Source organism: Marinovum sp. 2_MG-2023 (genome assembly GCF_030548265.1).
Lineage (GTDB): Bacteria > Pseudomonadota > Alphaproteobacteria > Rhodobacterales > Rhodobacteraceae > Marinovum.
Genome location: NZ_JAUOSD010000006.1, coordinates 136,160 through 156,662, shown reverse-complemented (window position 1 = coordinate 156,662; position 20,503 = coordinate 136,160). Strand labels below are relative to the sequence as shown.

Genomic DNA, 20,503 nt, shown 5'->3' with positions numbered 1-20,503 from the left:
CGACGCGAAACGTCCTAGTGACGGTGGTGCAAAATTCCGGCCAATTCTGCGGTCAGCGCATTTGCCGCTTCTTCATGGGCGATCGGCCCCATCATTTCGCGCGCTGCCCCCTCTTCGACCGGGCTGAACATCATGCCCTCTGTGCCCTGCCGCAAGGCCCGGTCACTGGCCGTGACTTCGACAACGCCCGAGACTTTGTCGCTCAGCTCGTTGACCATATCGGCCGTGACAAACAAGGGATCAGAGAAGCTGTCCTCTTCGTTTGACGGCGCGTGATCGGCGAACCACAACAGCACAACCGGGCCTTTGATCTGGTTTAGCAACAGCGACATGCGTGCGCTCCAGGCGGTCTGAAGCTCTTGCCGCACCATGTTGAACCTCTCTGGGCCAAGCTTTTCCAGCTCGACCAACAGATGCCGCGTGAAATGAAACTCGGTGAAATCCACCTCTCGGTAGATCGCCTTGAGCATCGCAGTTGCCTTGACAAACCGGTCGTTGCGGCGCGGATGCACCGTATACAACCGATTGGACATATTCTGTGCGCCCATGATCTGAATCACCGTGGCGCTGGACTGGTTTGCGGCCCCCAACAAGGCAGCATCATTTACAAATGCATCTATGCCGGCGTTGACACAGCCGAAATTCACACAAGGCAGATTAAGCGTGTCTTCCGTCAGGGACGGAAACGGTGCTTCGATAAATTTGCCATAGGTTTCCGTACCGCCGAAAAAAGCGACATAATCGCCCTTTAGCTTGCGGCGTGGCCCGCGAAATACAAGCCGCGACGTGCCATACCGGCACGGCAGATAGTCGGGGGTCGATCCCCCCGGAAGTTCATAGGTCATCTCACCCACCTAGTTTTAATACTCACCCAAAGCCAACATGAGGTGATTCGATTTCCAAAAGGCTAAATGGCGGATTTAAGGCGATGTTTAGTGAATTCGCCGCAGATGCATGGTCTTGCCCTTGCCATGCGAAGCCGCCTATTGTCGGATGAACGACATAGGGGCAGGGCATGGATATTCATTCAATCGGCGTGATCGGCGCGGGCCAGATGGGCAATGGCATTGCCCATGTGATGGCTGTGGCGGGCTATGATGTCGTGATGAACGATGTTTCAGAAGATGCCTTGCTGGCCGCGGTGGCGCGTATCGACAAGAATATCGGGCGTCAGGTGTCCAAAGGCACGCTGTCCGCCGATGACAAGGCCGCCGCAATGGCGCGGATTTCCACCAGCCTGGAACTGGCCGAACTGGGCCAAACCGATCTGGTGATCGAAGCGGCCACGGAACGCGAAACCGTCAAACAGCAGATTTTCGATAACCTGCTGCCGCATTTGAAACCCAACACCATCCTGACGTCGAACACATCGTCGATTTCAATCACACGTCTGGCCAGCCGGACCGACCGACCAGAGAAATTCATGGGTTTCCATTTCATGAACCCGGTGCCGGTCATGCAATTGGTCGAATTGATCCGCGGCATTGCCACCGATCAGGACACCTATCAATCCTGCTTGGCGGTTGTGCAAAAACTGGGCAAGACCGCAGCATCCGCCGAAGATTTCCCGGCCTTCATCGTCAATCGCATCCTGATGCCGATGATCAACGAAGCGGTTTACACGCTCTACGAAGGCGTCGGCAATGTCACCTCGATTGATCAGGCCATGAAGCTGGGGACGAACCACCCGATGGGTCCGCTGGAGCTGGCGGATTTCATTGGTCTGGATACCTGTCTGGCGATCATGAATGTGTTGCATGATGGGCTGGCGGACACAAAATACCGCCCCTGCCCGCTTCTGACAAAATATGTCGAGGCTGGCTGGCTGGGCCGCAAGACCAAGCGCGGCTTTTACGATTACCGGGGCGACGCACCAATCCCGACGCGCTAATTCCAGAACGGGGCCGCCAAACCGTCAGCCCCTGACCGCTGGCCAGCGCGCCAACGGCGGCCCGTCCGGGTCACCCGTGACGGGGCTTAACGCCCAAGGCTGAGCGTATGTTCCCGCAGCCACTTCATCATTTGGCGTGGCTTGCCGTCCCAGGTGCGGATTTCTTCTGGTGTGATTGGCGTTCCGATGATCGGCGATTGCGGCCGATTACAGGAATGCATCACCTCATGGATCAAAAGCCCCTGCCGGATCGTCGCCGATATTTTATTGGCGATCTGATAGGCACGGGAATTCTGGCCCGGGAAATGGATCGGCACCACCGTCGCGCCGGACCGCACGATCATCTTGGCGGTAAAGGGGTTCCAGACCGCTTCGACCGCCTCGCCAAAAAAAGTTTCAGAGGCCGCAACAACGCCGGACGGGAACAGCACCACGACACCACCGGATTTCAGGTGATCCATCGTTTTTTGCCGCATTTCCAGACTTTCAATGCGGGCATTTTCCTCGTGCGGAAAGGGCACGGGGATCATGAATTGCTCGATCTCCTTGACCCCGGACAAGAGGCTTCTGGTCAGGATACGGTAATCTGTGCGCACCCGCCCGATCAATTCCGCCATCACCATGCCATCCACCAAACCATGCGGATGGTTGGCCACAACGATCACCGGACCAGTGGCGGGGATCTGGTCGATTTGTTCCTGCGGCGTCAGCAGGTCGATTTTCATCAACCCAAGCGCCTGGCCAAAAAACGCGTGCCCTTCAGCCGGGCCCATCCGCTCAAATCGGCGCACCAGACGCAAGAGCGGCAATTTACCGGTCAGCCATTCCAGCGCGCGGATAGTTGTCGCCTTCCACGGATTTGTAAACGTATTGGCATATGACAGCTTACGCTTGTCATAAGGCACTTGCTGGCCCGCCGTCGGCGTCTTGCGCCCGGCTGCGGATTGCGCGGTGTCCACCATTTTGCCGTCCAGCGTCCTTCCCAGCGGGCCTATACCGGCCCTAGCAGTCTTCTCCAAACCGGTCCGCGACCAGCGCTTCGACAGCATCGGCCAGCGCCTGGGCGTCGGGGCCCGAAGTCTGGACCTCAATAGTGGTTCCTTTGGACGCTGCCAACATCAAAAGCCCCATGATGGAATCGCCCCCGGCGCTCATCCCGTCGCGCGCCACTTCGGCTGAGGCATCGAAACCTTCGACCACCTCCACCAGTTTTGCCGAGGCGCGGGCGTGCAACCCTTTTTCATTGACGATCTTCAAGGCACGGGTCACGGTCTCTGTCATATATTTTGATCCGATGAAATGTTCTGGCTATCCATATACTTGCGTCCGGCCTCTGTCGCCTGGCGAACGGCATCTGCCACCCCAAGATCGCGGCTTTTCGCCAATTTGATCAACATGGGCAGATTCGCGCCGTACAGGATGCGCCTATTGGACGGGGCGCAGGCCCGCAATGACAGATTGGACGGCGATCCGCCAAACATATCGGTCACAATTACAACGCCGCCGCCCTGATCCACAGAATCAGCGGCGACACAGATTTCTTCCTGCTTGTCCGCGCGCACGTGGTCAGGTTCGATTGAGATCGCAAAGATTCCCGGCTGTTTCCCGACCACATGTTCAATTGCCGCCAGGTATTCCCTGGCCAGCCCGCCATGTGCCACGATCACGATTCCGATCAAATTCGACGGTCTCCCACTCATTTTTCCGACATCCTTATGCCGGATCCGGGGACGCCAACGTGCGCCGCTCCAGTTCTCGATGTCTAATTGACACTCGCCAGCCCGCTTGTGCAAGCCCATGCGCTACGCTTTCCGTCAAGGCAACGGAACGATGTTTGCCCCCCGTACAGCCCAAAGCTGCAGAGAAGTGCGCCTTACCCTCTTCGCGTGCAGCGGGCAGTTGAAACAGCAGCAGGTCGAGCACCTTTTCCTGAAACGGGGCACATCGCGGATCGGTGGCAATGTGATCTACGACACGGCGATCCTGCCCCGTCAGCGGGCGCAATTCGGGTTGCCAATGCGGATTGATCAGGAACCGGCAATCAAACACCACGTCGGCCGCACGTGGCAGGCCGCGCTTGTAGGAAAACGATTGGATCGACACCGCAAGATCGTGGCTGCTGTCGACACCGAAGAGGCGATACATCTCAGCGCGCAATTCATGCGGTGACAGCGTCGATGTGTCGATTAAAATGCTTGCCTGATCGCGCAGGGGGGCCAGAATTTCGAATTCACGGGCAATCCCGGCCTCTGGCGTGCCATCAGGGGCCATCGGGTGGCGGCGGCGGGTTTCCGAATACCGATTGACCAGCACATTGGCACTCGCATCCAGAAACAACAGATCGGCGGCCTGCCCCGTTTGGGCGGCAATATCGGCCAACAACCCGAACAGCGCCGCGGGCGAAAAATCCCGCGTGCGCACATCCAGCCCCAGCGCCATATCGCGGCTCTGCCCCCCTTCCAACAGGCGCGGCGCCAGGGACAGGGGCAGGTTGTCGATGGTCTCATACCCCAGATCCTCCAACGCATTCAGCGCGGTAGAGCGCCCGGCGCCAGAAGGGCCGGTCAACAGGACAAGGCGGGGTGTGATCGGAAGTTCCATCTCTATTGGTTCCTGTTGTACCAGTCTGTTACGCAGGCAGCGGCAACGCCCGCTATCAACCCTGCAGAAGGTATTGTCGAATTGCCGCAGGAAAATACCCCTGCGCGACTTTGTGAAGCATCGGGATTTGCACCCCGGCATAGGACCAGTGGTGAACCGGCGGCAAACGCTGTGATTCTATGCGATCCAAATTAACGGCAAGTGACAATGGAACCGCCCCCCGGAACGGCGCCGTCAGGATGCCAACGAACCGCGCCTCGATCTGGCCCTGGATTGCCGCCGGACACTCGGCGATCAGCGCAGCCCCGCGGCGGGTGACAATCGTGCGGTCATCCGCCACCAAAACGCCGCCCAGCGCCAAAAGCTCCAAGGCCAGGGCCGATTTTCCACTGCCCGAAGCCCCAAGGATGATCACGCCGTGATCTGCAAATGCCACCGTACTGGCATGAACCGGCGTGTCAGCCGCGACGGGCATCACGCATCAAACCGGCAGACCGACGACGAAACGTGCGCCCAGCGGCTCCGAGGTGATGTCCGCCTCTGTCGGGCGAATATTCTCGGCCCAGATCACACCATCATGGGCTTCGACAATCTGTTTCGAAATCGCCAGCCCAAGACCCGAGTTATTGCCGAAATCTGCCTCTGGCCGATGGGAATAAAACCGCTTGAAGATCTTGCCCAGCGCCTCTTCCGGGATGCCGGGACCGGTGTCTTCGACAACCACAAGCACCCGGTTTTCCCGTTGCCGCGCCCAGACCCGAATGGCATCGCCGTCTTCGCAGAAACTGATCGCATTGGTGATCAGATTGACAAAGACCTGGGCCAATCGCGCCTCCAGCCCATGCACCAAAATCGGATCGGCGGGCAGATCGGTGATGAATTCGACCCCTTTGCCATGTGCATCCTTGCCCAGGTGGTCGCTCAAACTTCCAAGCAATGCCAGCAGGTTAAACTGGGCTTGGTCTTCCTTGACCAATTCGCTGTCTAACCGCGAGGCATCCGAAATATCGCTGACCAGGCGGTCCAACCTGCGCACATCATGCTCAATCACGCCCAGAAGCTTGTCGCGATGATCCTCGCGTTTGACCATGCGCAATGATCCAACAGCGGACCGCAAAGAGGCGAGCGGATTCTTGATTTCATGTGCGACGTCGGCGGCAAATTGTTCGTTGGCATCAATCCGATCATAAAGAGCGGTGACCATGCCACGCAATGCGCCCGACAGGCGGCCGATTTCATCCGGGCGCGCGGTCAGATCGGGAATGCGTATCCGGCCCGTCAGCTCCTTGCGGCGGTCGCGATCGCGGCCCAGCTCTGCCGCTTCGGCAAGATCCGAGATCGGATTGGAAATGGTCGACGCCAACACCAGCGACAGGCCGATAGAGACCAATGTGGCCACCAGGAACATCTGCAACACGCGCTCGCGTTCGGTGCGCACCAGCCGGTCAATCTCGCCCGCGGCCGAGACCAACACAACCGCACCAATCGGGCGGCCATTTTGTTCAATCGGGCTGCCGACGGTAAAGACCGAGCCGCCATCGTGGGATTCCGTAGTGCGCACTGTGGTCTGGCCGGCCAGCGCCGGTTCCGCCAATGCGATCAGATGTTCTTCGAAAGCTGCAATGCGGTCTTCTTCGGAATCGGTGACCAGCCCGGCCACAGCATCCCAGATAGACGCCAGAAGATCGGTGATCAGGGTCCGGCCTTCTGCTTCGGTTTCAACGTCACCAATGGTCGATGCGGACCGGCCGACAATGTTTTGCCCCTGATCGAAGACAAAAACCTCTGCCCCGCGCCGCAGCGCGATCCCCTCCAGCGTGGCCCCGACATCCAGCCCATCGCCAGAGGCGAGGTTGACCGGGGCGGTGCCGGGCAGCAACACCTCGAACACGTCGGCGATCAGCTCTGCTTCACCGACAAGCCCCTGGGCGCGCTGCGCGGCAAGACCATCGCGCGACGAATTGAGGTACAGAATACCGCCAACCAGCACATTCAACGCAATCAGGTTGAACATGATGATCTTGCGGGTCAGTGGCGAGGTGCGCAGAGAAAAGAAGCCGCGCCGCGCCCGCCGATCCTGCAATTCCTGTTCGACGGTGCCGTCCGGGGCGACCCAATCGTCGCCAAGAACCACATCACCGCGCCGCTTGGAGCCTGCGTTGGGCACAGCCATCTCCTCGACCAGCGCCATTATTCTTCGTTGTACCGGTAACCGATACCGTAAAGCGTTTCGATGGCCGAAAAGTCGTCATCAACAGAGCGCATTTTCTTGCGCAGACGTTTGATGTGGCTGTCGATGGTGCGGTCATCGACATAGACCTGATCGTCATAGGCCACATCCATCAGCTGATCGCGCGATTTCACAAAACCCGGGCGCTGGGCCAGGGCCTGCAGCAACAGGAATTCGGTCACCGTCAACGCCACATCCTTGCCCTTCCAGGCCACAGCGTGACGCAGTGGATCCATGCGCAGATCACCGCGATCCATCACCTTGGTTTCTTCGGTGTCGCCGACAATATCATTGTCCATCGCATCCTGGCGCCGCAGCAATGCGCGAATACGTTCGACCAGAAGCCGCTGGGAAAACGGTTTTTTCACATAGTCATCCGCGCCCATGCGCAGACCCAGCACTTCGTCAATCTCGTCGTCTTTGGAGGTCAGAAAAATCACCGGCATGGTGGTTTTCTGGCGCAGCCGCTGCAACAGATCCATGCCGTCCATACGCGGCATCTTGATATCCAGCACAGCCATGTCCGGAAGACGTTTATTGAATGCATCCAATGCGGATTGGCCATCATTATATGTTTCGACCTCAAAGCCTTCGGCCTCAAGCGTCATGGAAACGGATGTCAGAATATTCCTGTCATCGTCCACAAGGGCGATTTTAGACATTTGTTTGTCCTTATACTGCTCGGCTGCCTTAATTTTTCCCCATTATGCCTTGATTTGCGGCGCGCAATCAATCCTTAACTGCGAATCGGGCAACCGACCTGCCCCAAGCAGACCCGAAAAGTACAAACGAATGACTAAATTGTCGCATTGAACGCTGGATTTCGTGCCCGCATCGACACGGCCGCGAAATATGATTGCGCTAAATGGCAATTTGATTGCGCTAACTTGCGCATGCCTCCTGTTCACGAGCCAAAAAGCCATGTTACACCGAATTCACCGGAGCCAATGCCTTGGCTGCGGGGACGGCGCTTTTGCCGCCAAAACCACGACTTCCGCCATTTCTGCGGATACATGGAGAGACAAGATGACATTAGGACGGGTCAACCCGCAGTTCCGGCTAGAAGATCAGGGGATCGAAGGACTGGGCAATGTCTATTATAACTTTATGGAGCCGGCGCTGATCGAAGCCGCCCTGCAACGTAAAGAGGGCCAGCTCGGCAAAGGCGGCGCATTCCTTGTCTCGACCGGAAAATTCACCGGTCGCTCCCCCAAGGACAAACATGTCGTCAAAACAGACACGGTCGCTGACACGATCTGGTGGGAAAACAACGCCGCCATGTCGCCCGAAGGTTTTGACAATCTTTACAACGACATGCTGGCCCACATGAAGGGCCGCGACTATTTTGTGCAGGATCTGGTCGGCGGGGCGGACCCGGCGCATTCGATCGACGTGCGCATGGTCACGGAACTGGCCTGGCACGGGCTGTTCATCCGCCACATGCTGCGGCGGCCCGATCGTGAGGATCTGAACGAATTCGTGGCGGATTTCACCGTCATCAATTGCCCCAGCTTCAAGGCAGACCCGGAACGGCACAATTGCCGGTCCGACACCGTGATCGCGATGAATTTCGACCGCAAGCTGATCCTGATCGGCGGCACCGAATATGCAGGCGAGAACAAGAAATCTGTCTTTACCCTGCTGAATTATCTGCTGCCGGAAAAAGGCATCATGCCGATGCACTGCTCGGCCAATCATGCAGTGGGCAATCCGGTGGACACGGCTGTGTTCTTTGGCCTGTCCGGCACCGGCAAAACCACGCTGTCGGCCGATCCTTCGCGCATTCTGATCGGGGATGACGAACACGGCTGGTCTGATCGCGGCACCTTCAATTTCGAAGGCGGCTGCTATGCCAAGACCATCAACCTCAGCGCGACGGCAGAGCCGGAAATCTATGCCACCACGTCGAAATTCGCGACGGTGATCGAAAACATGGTCTTTGACGAAGAGACCAAGGAACTCGATTTCGAAGACGACAGCCTGACCGCAAACATGCGCTGCGCCTATCCGTTGGAATACATTTCCAATGCCTCGTCCAGCGCGCTGGGGGGGCACCCCAAGAATATCATCATGCTGACCTGTGATGCCTTTGGTGTGCTGCCCCCGATTGCCCGGTTGACCCCGGCGCAGGCGATGTATCACTTCCTGTCCGGCTTCACCTCCAAGGTGGCGGGCACCGAACGTGGCGTGACAGAGCCAGAGCCGACCTTTTCGACCTGTTTCGGGGCGCCCTTCATGCCGCGCCGTCCAGAAGCCTATGGCAACCTGCTGCGCGAAAAGATCGCCAAGCACGGCGCAACCTGCTGGCTGGTGAACACCGGCTGGACCGGTGGCGCCTATGGAACCGGCAGCCGGATGCCGATCAAGGCAACCCGCGCCTTGTTGACGGCGGCGCTGGACGGATCGCTGGCCGATGCCGAGTTCCGCAAAGACCCGAACTTTGGCTTTGACGTGCCCACCGACGTACCCGGCGTGCCCGAGGTTCTGCTGGATCCGCGCCGCACCTGGGGTGCCAAGGACGCTTATGACGCCCAGGCGGCCAAGCTGGTCCAGATGTTCGCCGACAACTTTGCGCAATACGTCCCGTTCATTGACGATGACGTCAAGGCCGCGGCTATCGGCTAAACCATTGGGCGGGCCCGACCTTGCCCGTGACGCTAAAATTGATCCATCCCATTCCGGGGTGGATCACAAAAACAGCCGATCCAAGGCCGCGACAAGTGCCGCATCGTCGTCAATTGTCAGACGGACCGGCAGGGTCAACACCCTTTGGCGAAAGCCCGTCGGCAGACGCACGGCGTCTTTCTCGGTACAGACCAGCTGCGCCCCCAAACTTTCCGCTTCTTTTTGCAACCGGGCCATGATGGCAGGCGTCAAGGGCTGATGATCCTCCAGCGCCTCGCCGCGAATGACCTCGGCCCCAAGCGCACGCAGTGTGGCAAAGAATTTCTCTGGATGGCCGATACCGGCAAAGGCCAGCACCCGCAGACCCGCCCAATCCATCCCGGTTTGCAGCGGTTGCAGCTGGCCGCGCAGATGCGGCAGGGTGATGTGCCCGGCCCATTGCGTCGAAAACGCGTCCTGAGCGGTCTTGCCGCCAATCGACAAGATCAGATCCGCGCGCTTCATCCCCACGGCAACCGGTTCGCGCAAAGGACCGGCCGGCAAACAGCGGCCATTGCCAAACCCTTTGGCCGCATCGACAACAATCAACGACAGGTCACGGGCCAGTCCGGGGTTTTGCAATCCGTCGTCCATCACCAGAACATCGGCCCCGGCCGCCATTGCGTGGCGTGCTCCGGCCGCCCGGTCCCGCGCGACAACCACCGGCGCAAAGGCCGCCAGCAACAGTGGCTCGTCGCCAACGTCGCCCGCGCCATGCCGGCGGGGGTCCACCGTCACCGGGCCGGTCAACTGTCCACCATGCCCCCGCGACAGCACAAAAGGCTGACGCCCACGCGCAATCAGCCGGGTAACAATGTCGATCACCGTCGGGGTTTTACCCGTGCCGCCGGCATTCAGGTTCCCCACACAGATCACCGGCACATCCGCCCGCAGATCCGGTGCCCTGGCGACCCGTTGCGCCGTGGCCCGCGCGGTCAGCGCCGCCAATGGCGCCAAAAGGCGCGCCGCAATTGCGGGCCGGGCGGGCGATGTGAACCAAAAATCAGGAGCGCGCATCAAATGACCTCGGCCAGATCAAGCGTGTCATGGATCAGATCCATGATCCGATCCGTCACCTGTGCGCCCTCGGACACAATTTCCCAGGCGGCCAGCGACATCGCCGCCGCCCGGTCCGGCGCAATCAGCTGTTTCAGCGCATTGGTCAGCGTATCGGTATCACGCACGATGCGGGCGGCGCCGGCCTCTGCCAGGCGGGAATAGGCGTGCAAATGTCGCCCGATATTGGGGCCATACAAGATCGCAGACCCCAGCGCCGCAGGTTCGAACGGATCACATCCACCATGACCCGCCACCAAAGACGATGCCATGAAAGACGCCGGAGACAGCCGATACCACAGCCCCATTTCGCCATAGGTGTCGGCCAACAGGACCTCGGTCCCGTCATCCGGGAATTCGCCATCCGACCAGCGGACATAGGACATGCCGCCGCGTTGCATCCTTTCGGCCATTTCATCGCCCATTTCCGGGCGGTCCGGCACCAGAACCAACATCAACCGATGCGCCCAGCGCGACACGGCGCGATGCGCCCGCAGGATGGTGGCCAGCTCCTCGGGTTGCACCATCGCCGCCAGCCAGACCGGCCGGGTGCCAATCGCCTCTCGCAGGGCATCCAGATCGGACTGGTTACAGGGGATGGCGGCACTGCCCTCTTGCAGCGGTCCGGTGATGGTCAGATCATCTTCGGCCAATCCCAATTTCCGCAACCGACGCGCCGCATTGGCATCACTGGCCATGATCATGGTAAAATAGCCTAGCGCGGCCGGCGTCGGATCCGGAAGATAAGGCACAGGCCGGGTGTTGAATCCGGTTTCGCTGGCATCCACCAGATAAAGCGGCACCCCCTCTTCAGCGGCGGTGACAATATGGGACACCACCAGATCGCCGCAGGTCCACAAACAGAGCTCCGGGCGCCAATGATCGAGAAAGTCCATGACATCCTCGGGATGCAATCCCGGCGCATCCGCCAAAATGATATTGCGTTTCAACCGCTTTGGTCCGGTCACGCCGGGGGCCAGCGTCACCAGCACAAATGCATTCTGCCGCTGGGACACCAGCCGCGCCGACAATTGCATGATGGCAGAAATGCGCTGGCCACGCGTTGCATGCACCCAGACAACCACCCCATTCGGACGCGGCGGGTATTGCACCGGCTCACGTTCGCGGCGGCGCGCCCATGTCATATGGGCCTGCACCGAAAGAACGCGTTGGGGAATGACTGGGGTCTTGGTCAGCTGTCGGCCTCTTTGGCGGCGGCGGCCTTGTCCTCACCCTCTAACATCCGATGCAGATGCGAGATGAAATAACGCATGTGGGCATTGTCCACCGTACGCTGGGCCGCGTCTTTCCATGCGTCATAAGCGCTTTCGTAATCCGGGTAAATCCCGACAACATGAATGTCATCGACATCCTTGAATGTATTTTCCGACGGGTCGACAAGTTCGCCACCGAAAACCAGATGCAGGCGCTGGGTCATGTCAGGCACTCCAGGGGTTGGATTGAATTTGCCCCGACCCTACAGCGGCGTGGCACGGGGTCAAGTTCGCGCAGCCGCCGTTGCCCCCAGATCACCCAAGGTGCCCACACCGCGCACCACATCGGCGACATCGGCCAATTCCTGGGCCAGTGGCGAAGATTTGCGCCAGACCATGCCAATTGTGCGGCTGGGTCGGGGGGCGGCGAATTGTGCCACCGCCACATCCGCCGATCGGGTTTCCACCGGCACCGCCATTTCCGGGATCAATGTCACGCCGATACCGGCCGCAACCATCTGAACCAATGTCGAAAGCGAGGAGCTGTCCAGCCCATCCCGCGACAGGGCCGAACGGATGTTGCAGAAGCTGAGCGCCTGATCGCGAAAACAATGGCCCTCTTCCAACAGAAGCAAGCGCATTTCGCGCAGCTGGTCGCGGTCGGGCACCGGGCGGTCGGCATCCGCCGAAGGCCGCACCAAAACGAAATCTTCGGTGAACAACGCCACTTCCGTCAACCAATGCTCGGAAATCGGCAGCGCCAGAATGGCCGCGTCCAACCGCCCCTCGCCCAGCTCATGGATCAGGGTCTCGGTACGGGATTCGCGCACCTGGAGGTCGATACCGGGATAGCCCAGCGACAAAGCCCCGATCAGCCGCGGCAGAAGATACGGGGCAATCGTCGGGATGATGCCAATGCGCAACCGTCCAACCAACCGCCCCCGCGCCGCGCGGGCCAGATCGCCCAGCTCGTCCACAGAGCGCAGGATCGCGCGGGTCCGCTCGGCAAAGGTTTCGCCGAATCCGGTCAGGCGCGCCTGCCGTGTGCCGCGTTCGAACAACACGGCGCCCAGAGTGGTCTCCAACTCCTTGATCTGAACTGACAAGGCCGGTTGCGACACCGAACAGGCCGCAGCGGCACGCCCAAAATGACCATGGCGGGCCAGAGACTCAAAATAACGAAGCTGTCGCAGGGTGATATTTTCCATAAGATTTTCTTATCAGACTTATCCAGAAATACAATTTTCTTGTATCGCATTCCTTTGTTACCGTCACCTCAGGATCAAGAGGGAGGATTCGTCACACACAACCGCTGCCCGCATCGCGGGACGGCACCCTGTCGCGTCTGCGACCCTCTTGGCGACACTGAAACACCCCACCACATCCAACATCGGAGATGTAGACATGGACGGAAACGACACACCCACCGGCGGCAAATGCCCGGTCATGCACGGCGGCATGACCTCTTCCGGCACATCAGTCATGGACTGGTGGCCGAATGCGCTGAACCTCAGCATTCTGCACCAACACGACACCAAAACCGACCCGATGGGCCGCGACTTCAACTATCGTGAGGCGCTGAAATCGCTGGACGTCGAGGCGCTGAAATCCGATCTGCGCGCTCTGATGCACGACAGCCAGGACTGGTGGCCCGCCGATTGGGGCAGCTATGTCGGCATGTTCGCGCGGGTCGCATGGCACGCGGCGGGGTCTTATCGTCTGGCCGATGGCCGTGGCGGCGGTGGCACAGGCAACCAACGGTTTGCGCCGCTGAATTCCTGGCCGGACAACGTCAACACCGACAAGGGCCGCCGCCTTCTTTGGCCGATCAAGAAGAAATACGGCAACAAGATCTCCTGGGCGGATCTGATCATCCTGTCCGGCACCATTGCTTATGAAGAAGCCGGGTTGAAAACCTATGGTTTTGCCTTTGGCCGCGAAGACATCTGGCACCCCGAAGAAGACGTCTATTGGGGTTCGGAAAAAGAGTGGCTGGCGCCGTCCGATGGCCGCTATGGCGACGTTGAAAAGCCCGAGACAATGGAAAACCCGCTGTCTGCGGTGCAAATGGGCCTGATCTACGTCAACCCAGAGGGCGTGAACGGCCAACCCGACCCGATGAAAACCGCCGCCCAGGTCCGCGAAACATTCGCGCGTATGGCGATGAACGACGAAGAAACCGCCGCCCTGACCGCCGGCGGTCACACCATCGGCAAAAGCCACGGCAATGGCTCTGCCGATGATCTTTCGGCGGACCCGGAAGCGGCGGATGTGGAATTTCAGGGCATCGGCTGGATGAACACCAAGGGCCGTGGCGTGGGCCGCGACACCGTTGTGTCCGGCATCGAAGGCGCCTGGACCGCCAACCCGACCAAATGGGATATGGGCTGGTTCGAGATGCTGTTCGGCCACGAATGGGAATTGCGGAAATCGCCCGCAGGCGCATGGCAATGGGAACCGGTGGACATCAAGGAAGAAGACATGCCGGTCGATGTCGAAGATCCGTCGATCCGCTGCATGCCGATCATGACCGACGCCGACATGGCGATGAAGGTCGACCCGGCCTATAACGCCATCTGCCAGAAGTTTGCCGCTGATCCGGCCTATTTTTCGGACACATTTGCGCGCGCATGGTTCAAACTGACCCACCGCGATATGGGCCCCAAAGTGCGTTACATCGGCCCGGATGTCCCATCCGAAGATCTGATCTGGCAGGATCCGATCCCGGCGGGCGCTACCGATTATGACGTCGATGCGGTCAAGGCAAAGATCGCCGCAAGCGGCCTGAGCCTGGCCGAAATGGTCTGCACCGCATGGGACAGCGCCCGCACCTATCGCGGATCGGACATGCGCGGTGGGGCCAATGGCGCCCGTATCCGGCTGGCGCCGCAAAAGGATTGGGTCGGCAACGAACCCGAACGTCTGGCCAAGGTGCTGGCGGTTCTGGAACCAATTGCCGCCGCATCCGGCGCATCGCTTGCCGACGTGATTGTGCTGGCCGGCAATGTGGGGATCGAACAGGCGCTGAAGGCCGGCGGTCAGGACATCGACGTGCCGTTTGCCCCCGGTCGTGGCGATGCATCGGATGAAATGACCGATGCCGACAGCTTTGATGCTCTGGAACCGCTGGCCGATGGCTATCGCAACTTCCTGAAAGAGCATTATGCCGTCAGCGCCGAGGAAATGCTGCTGGACCGGACACAATTGATGGGCCTGACGGCGCATGAGATGACCGTTCTGGTTGGCGGCATGCGGGTGATGGGCACCAACTTTGGCGGGACAAGCCATGGCGTGTTCACCGACCGTGTCGGCGCGTTGACCAATGACTTCTTTGTCAACCTGACCGACATGGGCAATTCGTGGAAACCCACCGGCCGCACCACCTATGACATTGCGGATCGCAAGACCGGCGATGTGAAATGGACGGCAACACGCGCCGATCTGGTGTTCGGGTCGAATTCCATCCTGCGCGCCTATGCCGAGGTCTATGCCCAGGACGACAACGCCGAAAAGTTTGCCCGCGATTTTGTCGCCGCATGGACCAAGGTGATGAATGCCGACCGGTTTGATCTGACCGCCTAGGCCAGCCAAGTCTGACATCTGATCCCGCCCGGAAATTGGTTCGGGCGGGATTTCTATTTCAGGACCAAATGCACGGCACAGGGATCAACGATCCAGATCGTGAAAGAAGTGCAGGATATTGCCGTCACCATCCCGCGCGGTGAATTGGCGCAATCCCCAAGGCCGGTCCGCAAGCGGGTCGACAATCTCGGCGCCCCGCTGGATGAGATCGGCATAAACGGCCACAACATCCTCTGCAAAGATCCAGACAACAGCCGGTGCGCCGGCGCCTGCGCGCAGAAACAACGCGCATTCCCCATGTGACACCGCGCCGATCCGGCCCTCAGGATTATGCCATCGGATGTCGAATCCGAAACGGTCACGATAGTGGATTTGCGCGGATATCACATCGCGCACCGGCAGTTCCGGGGTGGCGGGGGCAAGTTTCATGAGGCGTTTCCCAGATCGCGGCTGACGTCAATTCCCCAAGGCTAACACATAGGTCGCAGGCGATGCAGCCGCCTGTATTTGTCCGACTAAAAAAGTCAGCATTGACATTTCCAACAGATAAAGTCAGGTATTTGGCAACCCGTCCGGCACTCGGAAATTCACGTGTAGGCATCCGGACATTCCAAGACGCAAAGGACACCCCGATATGAAATCCCTGACGATTGCGATGGCATTGACCGCAACAACCGCGCTGCCCGCCTTTGCTGGCAAAGCCGAGGTGCTGAACACCTATGCCGATATCGCCCAAGCCGGATATGAAGACAGCCTGACCACCGCGCGCACCTTGCAGACCGCAGTCGAGGCGCTGATTGCCGAGCCATCCGCCGAGGCGCTGCAAACCGCCCGCGCCGCATGGCTCGCTGCGCGCGTTCCCTATCAACAGACCGAGGTGTTCCGCTTTGGCAACGCCATCGTTGATGACTGGGAAGGCAAGGTAAACGCCTGGCCGCTGGATGAGGGTTTGATTGACTATGTTGATGCGGCCTATGGCGGCGCGACGGATGAAAACGAATATGCGGTTCTGAACGTGGTGGCGAACCCGGAATTCACCCTGTCTGGCACCGACATCGACGCCTCTGACATCACCCCCGAACTGATCTCCGAGACGCTGCACGAGGCCGATGAAGTCGAATCAAACGTCGCATCCGGCTATCACGCGATTGAATTCCTGCTCTGGGGGCAGGATCTGAACGGGACCGAACATGGCGCGGGCAACCGTCCCTGGACCGATTTCGGCACTGGAGACGACTGCACCAACAACAATTGCGACCGTCGGAGCGCATATCTTCAGGCTGCGACCGATCTTTTGGTGGCGGATCTGGAATGGATGGCCGCACAATGGGCTGAAGGCGGCGAAGGTCGCACCGCCGTGACCGCCGACGAAGACGCCGGCATCGTGGCAATCCTGACCGGCATGGGATCGCTGTCGTATGGCGAACAAGCGGGCGAGCGGATGAAACTGGGCGTGATGCTGAACGACCCGGAAGAAGAGCATGACTGCTTCTCCGACAACACCCACAACAGCCATTACTATGACGGATTGGGCGTGCAGAACGTCTATCTTGGCGAATATGTCCGGGTGGATGGCACGGTTGTGTCCGGTGAAAGCCTATCGTCGCTGGTCGCCGCCGCAGATGCCGCCACCGACGCCGCCCTGCGCACGGCCCTCAGCCATACAATGATGGAACTGGGCCAGATCAAAACCGCCGCCGAGGCGGGCTTCTCTTATGACCAGATGCTGGAACGCGGCAACGAAGCCGGTGAAGCGCTGATCATGGGGGCGGTTGACGGTCTGGTTGCGCAGACCCGCGAAATCGAACGCGCGGTCAGCGCGCTGGAGCTGGATCAAATCGGCTTTGAAGGCTCCGACAGCCTCGACAATCCCAACGCGGTTTTCCAGTAAATCCGACCGACTTCCAATAAGCCAATTGCCGGGGCGCGCCTTTGCCCCGGCCCTTTGCCCAAGGGGAACATCATGATTGTCTGCCATTGCCAAAACATCCGCGACACCGACATCCACGCCGCCATGGATTGGATGCGGGCCGCCGACAGTGACACGATCATCACCCCCGGCAAAATCTATCGCGCATTGGGCAAGCGCGCCGATTGTGGCGGATGTTTGCCGCTGTTTCTGGACACGATGGCAAATAGCCCCAGTATTGAAGTTCCAGCCAACCTGCAAAACCTGCGGGATCGCAAGAAAAGGAGTACGTCACGATGAAGGGCGACAAAAAAGTCATCGAATATCTGAACGCCGCATTGCGGTCGGAATTGACCGCAGTCAGCCAATATTGGCTGCATTACCGGCTGCAAGAAGACTGGGGTTTTGGCCATCTGGCGGATAAATCCCGCGCCGAAAGCATCGAAGAGATGCACCATGCTGACAAACTGATTCAGCGCATCCTGTTTCTTGAGGGCCATCCGAACCTGCAAAAACTGGACCCGCTGCGCATCGGCGAAAACGTCAAGGAAACGCTGGAGGCCGATCTGGCCGGCGAACATGACGCCCGCACGCTTTATATCGAGGCCCGCGAACATTGCGACAAGGTCGGCGACTATGTGTCCAAGAACCTGTTCGAGGCATTGATCACCGACGAAGAAGGTCACATCGACTTTCTTGAAACCCAGATCGACCTTTATGGCACTTTGGGCGACGCAAAGTATGGACAGCTTCAGGCCAAACCGGCAAACGAAGCGGAATAATCCCATTTCGGCGCGCCGCACCGGTGGCGCGCCAGTAAGGTTTGGCACGATGCGATGTTCACTGATGGTCCTCGCCCTGATGGGCGCGGCAATGGCGGCGGATGCCGGGACAGTTACGCTGGATGATTTGCATCTGAACATCATCGCGCGAACCGACGCCGAAGCGGACCGTATTGCCGCTGTCGTCGCGCCGACCACAGATTTCACCAAAGCCGAAGCCTTTGAAACCAATCCGGGCGGGGCCGCGACGGTGCGGGCGCGCAGTGATGCGGATGCCTATTCGCAGCCCTCGGCCAATATTGGCTTTGACGGCGAATTGGACTTCAAGCTTGGCAATGGCCTGTTTCGCAAACTGTGGGTGTCTTCGCCCTCGTCTACACTGGCCTCTGATGGATTGGGTCCGCTGTACAATGCCCGGTCGTGTCAGCGATGCCATCTAAAGGACGGGCGCGGCCATACACCCGAAGGCGAAGCGGATTCGCGGGTGTCCATGTTCCTGCGCCTGTCGGTGCCCGCCCCGGCGGATGCCCCGGCCACCCGGTTGGAACGCTATCTGGCCGGTATCGGCGTCGACACCCCCCGCACCCGACCAGAGCCGACCTATGGCGGGCAGCTTCAGGATCTGGCGATGCAGGGTCACGCCGCCGAAGCGCAGATGGTGGTACAGTACAACGACATCACCCTGCCGCTGTCTGGTGGCGAAATCGCGATGCTGCGCGTCCCGGAATATGACCTGCGCGATCCCGGCTATGGCCCGCTGGCCGACATTGTCCAGCTGTCGCCCCGCGTTGCCCCGCCAATGATCGGCCTCGGGCTGATCGAGGCAATTCCGGCGGCGGATATTCTGGCCCAGGCCGACCCGGACGACCGCGACGGCGACGGCATTTCCGGGCGCGCCGCAATTAATTGGTCGCTGGTGCATGATGCGCCGATGCTCGGCCGGTTCGGCTGGAAAGGCGGCAAGCCGACGGTCGAAGAACAAAGCGCCGCCGCCTTTGCTGGTGACATCGGGATTGCCAGCCCGTTGTTTCCTGCGGGGGGCGGCGACTGCACCCCGGCGCAATCCGCCTGTCAGAATGCGCCACATGGCGACGGCGACGACCGGGTGTTCGAGATTGATCAGATCGGCATGGATCTCGTCACCTTTTACTCGCGCAATCTTGGTGTCCCGGCGCGGCGCGATGTCGACGATCCGGTGGTGCTGCGCGGCAAACAGGTCTTTTACGACACCGGCTGCGCCGCCTGTCACACGCCGAAATACGTCACCCACCGGCTGGTCGACCGCGACCCCCAGTCGTTTCAGCTGATCTGGCCCTATTCGGACTTCCTGCTGCACGACATGGGCGATGCCCTGGCCGACAATCGCCCCGAAGGCGTGGCAACGGGGCGCGAATGGCGCACCCCGCCGCTGTGGGGGATCGGCCTGAGCCAACAGGTCAGCGGTCACAGTCAATTCCTGCATGACGGTCGCGCGCGGTCCTTGCTTGAGGCCGTGTTGTGGCACGGCGGCGAGGCCGAGACCGCCAAGACCCAAGTGGTCGACATGCCCGCCCAAGACCGCGCCGCCCTGATCCGTTTCCTGGAGAGCCTGTGATGAAGTCCCTGATTGCCGCTGTTGCGGTTTGCGTCGCCACCACGGCCCATGCCGATCTGACCCACGTGCTGGACGACCATATTCGCCCAGCCATTGCGAATTTCGCCAGCGCCAGTGCGGCGCTTCATGAGGTCGCGGTTCAGGATTGTTCGGCACCGTCGGTGATCCCGGCCTATCACCAAGCGTTCGATGCCTGGCTGGGCGCCAGCCATTTGACCTTTGGCCCGATTGAACGCGACGGGCGGGCGCTGGCGATTGCATTCTGGCCAGACAGCCGCGGCGCCGGGCCAAAGGCGCTGGCGCAATTGATTGCCGACGCCGACCCCGTGGTGGATGATCCGGCGGAATTTGCCGAAGTCTCGGTTGCCGCGCGCGGCTTCTTTGGCCTGGAGCATCTGCTGTATGGCGACAGTTTCACCGCGCAGGATTACACCTGTCGGCTGGTGATCGCCATCGCCGCCGATCTGGAACGGATGGCCGGGGACATCGCAACCGATTGGGCGGATTACGCCCAGGTGATGACCAGCGCCGGCGCAGTAGACAACACCACCTATCTCGCCGCGCGCGAAGTCGATCAGACGCTTTACACCGTGCTGCTGACGGGGGTGGAGTTCACCAAGGATCAACGCCTTGGCCGTCCCTTGGGCACATTTGACCGCCCGCGCCCAACCCGGGCCGAAGCGCGGCGCTCCGGACGTTCGCTGCGCAATGTGGTGCTGTCGCTATCGGCGCTGCGCGATCTGGCCCGCGCCATGGCGGATGCACCGATCCCGGCATCCGAAGCCGCCTTTGACGCCGCCTTTGATACGGCGGCGGCGCTGGACGACCCGATTTTCGCCGGCGTCTCCGATCCCACTGGCCGCTTGCGGGTCGAGATCCTGCAACAAAAGGTGGCCTATGTGCGCGATGCGCTGGCGGCGGAAATAGGCGGGGGCATGGGGCTGAGCCAGGGATTCAACTCTGCCGACGGGGACTAGCCC

The 20,503-nt window shown here is 60.1% G+C and carries 21 protein-coding genes; 8 read left to right on the top strand and 13 right to left on the bottom strand.

Annotation, left to right across the window (positions count from 1 at the left end; all coding sequences use genetic code 11):
• Positions 1 to 14: 14 nt before the first annotated feature.
• Complete coding sequence (locus tag Q4577_RS09445; protein WP_244687775.1) at positions 15 to 845, bottom strand: DUF6473 family protein; 831 nt, start codon at positions 843 to 845, stop codon at positions 15 to 17.
• Between the two features lie 170 nt (positions 846 to 1,015).
• Here Q4577_RS09445 and Q4577_RS09440 point away from each other — a divergent pair, with 170 nt between their 5' ends.
• Positions 1,016 to 1,891, top strand: coding sequence for a 3-hydroxybutyryl-CoA dehydrogenase (locus Q4577_RS09440; protein WP_244687773.1), 876 nt, complete (start codon positions 1,016 to 1,018; stop codon positions 1,889 to 1,891).
• A gap of 86 nt (positions 1,892 to 1,977) precedes the next feature.
• Here the strand turns inward: Q4577_RS09440 and Q4577_RS09435 are convergent, their stop codons facing one another.
• Genes Q4577_RS09435 through Q4577_RS09405 form a run of 7 tightly spaced genes read right to left on the bottom strand, consistent with a single transcriptional unit; the run spans position 1,978 to position 7,384 of the window.
• Positions 1,978 to 2,853, bottom strand: coding sequence for a lysophospholipid acyltransferase family protein (locus Q4577_RS09435; protein WP_244687770.1), 876 nt, complete (start codon positions 2,851 to 2,853; stop codon positions 1,978 to 1,980).
• A gap of 40 nt (positions 2,854 to 2,893) precedes the next feature.
• Positions 2,894 to 3,172 carry an HPr family phosphocarrier protein gene (locus tag Q4577_RS09430; protein WP_244687768.1) on the bottom strand — a complete coding sequence of 93 codons (279 nt, stop codon included), beginning with the start codon at positions 3,170 to 3,172 and terminating at the stop codon, positions 2,894 to 2,896.
• Positions 3,169 to 3,570, bottom strand: a complete 402-nt coding sequence (locus Q4577_RS09425) for a PTS sugar transporter subunit IIA (RefSeq protein ID WP_303468425.1) — start codon at positions 3,568 to 3,570, stop codon at positions 3,169 to 3,171. Before Q4577_RS09425 ends, Q4577_RS09430 begins: the two co-directional genes overlap by 4 nt.
• Before the next feature lie 34 nt (positions 3,571 to 3,604).
• A complete protein-coding gene (rapZ, locus tag Q4577_RS09420) occupies positions 3,605 to 4,492 on the bottom strand; it encodes an RNase adapter RapZ (protein WP_244687766.1) in 888 nt (295 codons plus the stop codon).
• A gap of 55 nt (positions 4,493 to 4,547) precedes the next feature.
• Positions 4,548 to 4,967 (bottom strand): HPr kinase/phosphorylase, encoded by a 420-nt coding sequence (locus Q4577_RS09415; RefSeq protein ID WP_303468308.1) that lies wholly within the window; start codon positions 4,965 to 4,967, stop codon positions 4,548 to 4,550.
• 6 nt (positions 4,968 to 4,973) lie between these two features.
• Positions 4,974 to 6,683 carry a sensor histidine kinase gene (locus tag Q4577_RS09410; protein ID WP_244687762.1) on the bottom strand — a complete coding sequence of 570 codons (1,710 nt, stop codon included), beginning with the start codon at positions 6,681 to 6,683 and terminating at the stop codon, positions 4,974 to 4,976.
• Positions 6,683 to 7,384 (bottom strand): response regulator transcription factor, encoded by a 702-nt coding sequence (locus tag Q4577_RS09405; RefSeq protein WP_244687760.1) that lies wholly within the window; start codon positions 7,382 to 7,384, stop codon positions 6,683 to 6,685. The genes Q4577_RS09410 and Q4577_RS09405 overlap by 1 nt, the downstream gene beginning before the upstream one ends.
• A 364-nt stretch (positions 7,385 to 7,748) precedes the next feature.
• Between Q4577_RS09405 and Q4577_RS09400 the strand changes: the two genes are divergently transcribed.
• Positions 7,749 to 9,347, top strand: a complete 1,599-nt coding sequence (locus tag Q4577_RS09400) for a phosphoenolpyruvate carboxykinase (RefSeq protein ID WP_303468304.1) — start codon at positions 7,749 to 7,751, stop codon at positions 9,345 to 9,347.
• Between the two features lie 63 nt (positions 9,348 to 9,410).
• Here Q4577_RS09400 and lpxK read toward each other — a convergent pair whose 3' ends face one another.
• From lpxK to Q4577_RS09380, 4 genes are read right to left on the bottom strand one after another with little or no spacing between them, the layout of a single operon-like run.
• On the bottom strand, positions 9,411 to 10,403 hold the full coding sequence (lpxK, locus tag Q4577_RS09395) for a tetraacyldisaccharide 4'-kinase (RefSeq protein ID WP_303468302.1): 993 nt from the start codon (positions 10,401 to 10,403) through the stop codon (positions 9,411 to 9,413).
• Entirely contained in the window at positions 10,403 to 11,587 is a 1,185-nt protein-coding gene (locus Q4577_RS09390) for a 3-deoxy-D-manno-octulosonic acid transferase (RefSeq protein WP_303468300.1), read from the bottom strand. The genes lpxK and Q4577_RS09390 overlap by 1 nt, the downstream gene beginning before the upstream one ends.
• A gap of 47 nt (positions 11,588 to 11,634) precedes the next feature.
• On the bottom strand, positions 11,635 to 11,880 hold the full coding sequence (locus Q4577_RS09385; RefSeq protein WP_244687752.1) for a DUF4170 domain-containing protein: 246 nt from the start codon (positions 11,878 to 11,880) through the stop codon (positions 11,635 to 11,637).
• A 60-nt stretch (positions 11,881 to 11,940) separates the two neighbouring features.
• Positions 11,941 to 12,864 (bottom strand): hydrogen peroxide-inducible genes activator, encoded by a 924-nt coding sequence (locus tag Q4577_RS09380; RefSeq protein ID WP_303468297.1) that lies wholly within the window; start codon positions 12,862 to 12,864, stop codon positions 11,941 to 11,943.
• Between the two features lie 196 nt (positions 12,865 to 13,060).
• Here Q4577_RS09380 and katG point away from each other — a divergent pair, with 196 nt between their 5' ends.
• The gene (katG, locus tag Q4577_RS09375) at positions 13,061 to 15,238 is read left to right on the top strand and encodes a catalase/peroxidase HPI (RefSeq protein WP_303468295.1); all 2,178 of its coding nucleotides are present in this window, start codon (positions 13,061 to 13,063) and stop codon (positions 15,236 to 15,238) included.
• An 84-nt stretch (positions 15,239 to 15,322) separates the two neighbouring features.
• Here the strand turns inward: katG and Q4577_RS09370 are convergent, their stop codons facing one another.
• Positions 15,323 to 15,667, bottom strand: a complete 345-nt coding sequence (locus Q4577_RS09370) for a VOC family protein (RefSeq protein WP_303468293.1) — start codon at positions 15,665 to 15,667, stop codon at positions 15,323 to 15,325.
• A gap of 205 nt (positions 15,668 to 15,872) precedes the next feature.
• On the opposite strand from Q4577_RS09370, the gene Q4577_RS09365 reads away from it, so the two are divergent.
• The 5 genes from Q4577_RS09365 to Q4577_RS09345 all read left to right on the top strand — a co-directional run bounded on the left by Q4577_RS09365 (position 15,873) and on the right by Q4577_RS09345 (position 20,500).
• Positions 15,873 to 17,129, top strand: a complete 1,257-nt coding sequence (locus Q4577_RS09365; protein ID WP_303468291.1) for an imelysin family protein — start codon at positions 15,873 to 15,875, stop codon at positions 17,127 to 17,129.
• A 72-nt stretch (positions 17,130 to 17,201) separates the two neighbouring features.
• Entirely contained in the window at positions 17,202 to 17,447 is a 246-nt protein-coding gene (locus tag Q4577_RS09360; protein WP_244687744.1) for a bacterioferritin-associated ferredoxin, read from the top strand.
• Positions 17,444 to 17,929, top strand: coding sequence for a bacterioferritin (gene bfr, locus Q4577_RS09355; RefSeq protein WP_244687742.1), 486 nt, complete (start codon positions 17,444 to 17,446; stop codon positions 17,927 to 17,929). Before Q4577_RS09360 ends, bfr begins: the two co-directional genes overlap by 4 nt.
• Positions 17,930 to 17,993: 64 nt before the next feature.
• Positions 17,994 to 19,523: a di-heme oxidoredictase family protein gene (locus tag Q4577_RS09350; protein ID WP_303468289.1), complete on the top strand. Its 1,530-nt coding sequence runs from the start codon at positions 17,994 to 17,996 to the stop codon at positions 19,521 to 19,523.
• Positions 19,523 to 20,500: an imelysin family protein gene (locus Q4577_RS09345; protein WP_303468288.1), complete on the top strand. Its 978-nt coding sequence runs from the start codon at positions 19,523 to 19,525 to the stop codon at positions 20,498 to 20,500. The genes Q4577_RS09350 and Q4577_RS09345 overlap by 1 nt, the downstream gene beginning before the upstream one ends.
• Positions 20,501 to 20,503 lie beyond the last annotated feature (3 nt).

Coding starts and splice junctions, on each gene's coding strand:
- Q4577_RS09430 (WP_244687768.1), bottom strand. CDS start 3,172: ATGACAGAGACCGTGACCCGTGCCTTGAAGATCGTCAATGAAAAAGGG.
- katG (WP_303468295.1), top strand. CDS start 13,061: ATGGACGGAAACGACACACCCACCGGCGGCAAATGCCCGGTCATGCAC.
- bfr (WP_244687742.1), top strand. CDS start 17,444: ATGAAGGGCGACAAAAAAGTCATCGAATATCTGAACGCCGCATTGCGG.
- Q4577_RS09385 (WP_244687752.1), bottom strand. CDS start 11,880: ATGACCCAGCGCCTGCATCTGGTTTTCGGTGGCGAACTTGTCGACCCG.
- Q4577_RS09350 (WP_303468289.1), top strand. CDS start 17,994: ATGGTCCTCGCCCTGATGGGCGCGGCAATGGCGGCGGATGCCGGGACA.
- Q4577_RS09405 (WP_244687760.1), bottom strand. CDS start 7,384: ATGTCTAAAATCGCCCTTGTGGACGATGACAGGAATATTCTGACATCC.
- rapZ (WP_244687766.1), bottom strand. CDS start 4,492: ATGGAACTTCCGATCACACCCCGCCTTGTCCTGTTGACCGGCCCTTCT.
- Q4577_RS09410 (WP_244687762.1), bottom strand. CDS start 6,683: ATGGCGCTGGTCGAGGAGATGGCTGTGCCCAACGCAGGCTCCAAGCGG.
- Q4577_RS09365 (WP_303468291.1), top strand. CDS start 15,873: ATGAAATCCCTGACGATTGCGATGGCATTGACCGCAACAACCGCGCTG.
- lpxK (WP_303468302.1), bottom strand. CDS start 10,403: ATGCGCGCTCCTGATTTTTGGTTCACATCGCCCGCCCGGCCCGCAATT.
- Q4577_RS09380 (WP_303468297.1), bottom strand. CDS start 12,864: ATGGAAAATATCACCCTGCGACAGCTTCGTTATTTTGAGTCTCTGGCC.
- Q4577_RS09415 (WP_303468308.1), bottom strand. CDS start 4,967: ATGCCCGTCGCGGCTGACACGCCGGTTCATGCCAGTACGGTGGCATTT.
- Q4577_RS09435 (WP_244687770.1), bottom strand. CDS start 2,853: ATGGTGGACACCGCGCAATCCGCAGCCGGGCGCAAGACGCCGACGGCG.
- Q4577_RS09345 (WP_303468288.1), top strand. CDS start 19,523: ATGAAGTCCCTGATTGCCGCTGTTGCGGTTTGCGTCGCCACCACGGCC.
- Q4577_RS09440 (WP_244687773.1), top strand. CDS start 1,016: ATGGATATTCATTCAATCGGCGTGATCGGCGCGGGCCAGATGGGCAAT.
- Q4577_RS09360 (WP_244687744.1), top strand. CDS start 17,202: ATGATTGTCTGCCATTGCCAAAACATCCGCGACACCGACATCCACGCC.
- Q4577_RS09400 (WP_303468304.1), top strand. CDS start 7,749: ATGACATTAGGACGGGTCAACCCGCAGTTCCGGCTAGAAGATCAGGGG.
- Q4577_RS09390 (WP_303468300.1), bottom strand. CDS start 11,587: ATGACATGGGCGCGCCGCCGCGAACGTGAGCCGGTGCAATACCCGCCG.
- Q4577_RS09445 (WP_244687775.1), bottom strand. CDS start 845: ATGACCTATGAACTTCCGGGGGGATCGACCCCCGACTATCTGCCGTGC.
- Q4577_RS09370 (WP_303468293.1), bottom strand. CDS start 15,667: ATGAAACTTGCCCCCGCCACCCCGGAACTGCCGGTGCGCGATGTGATA.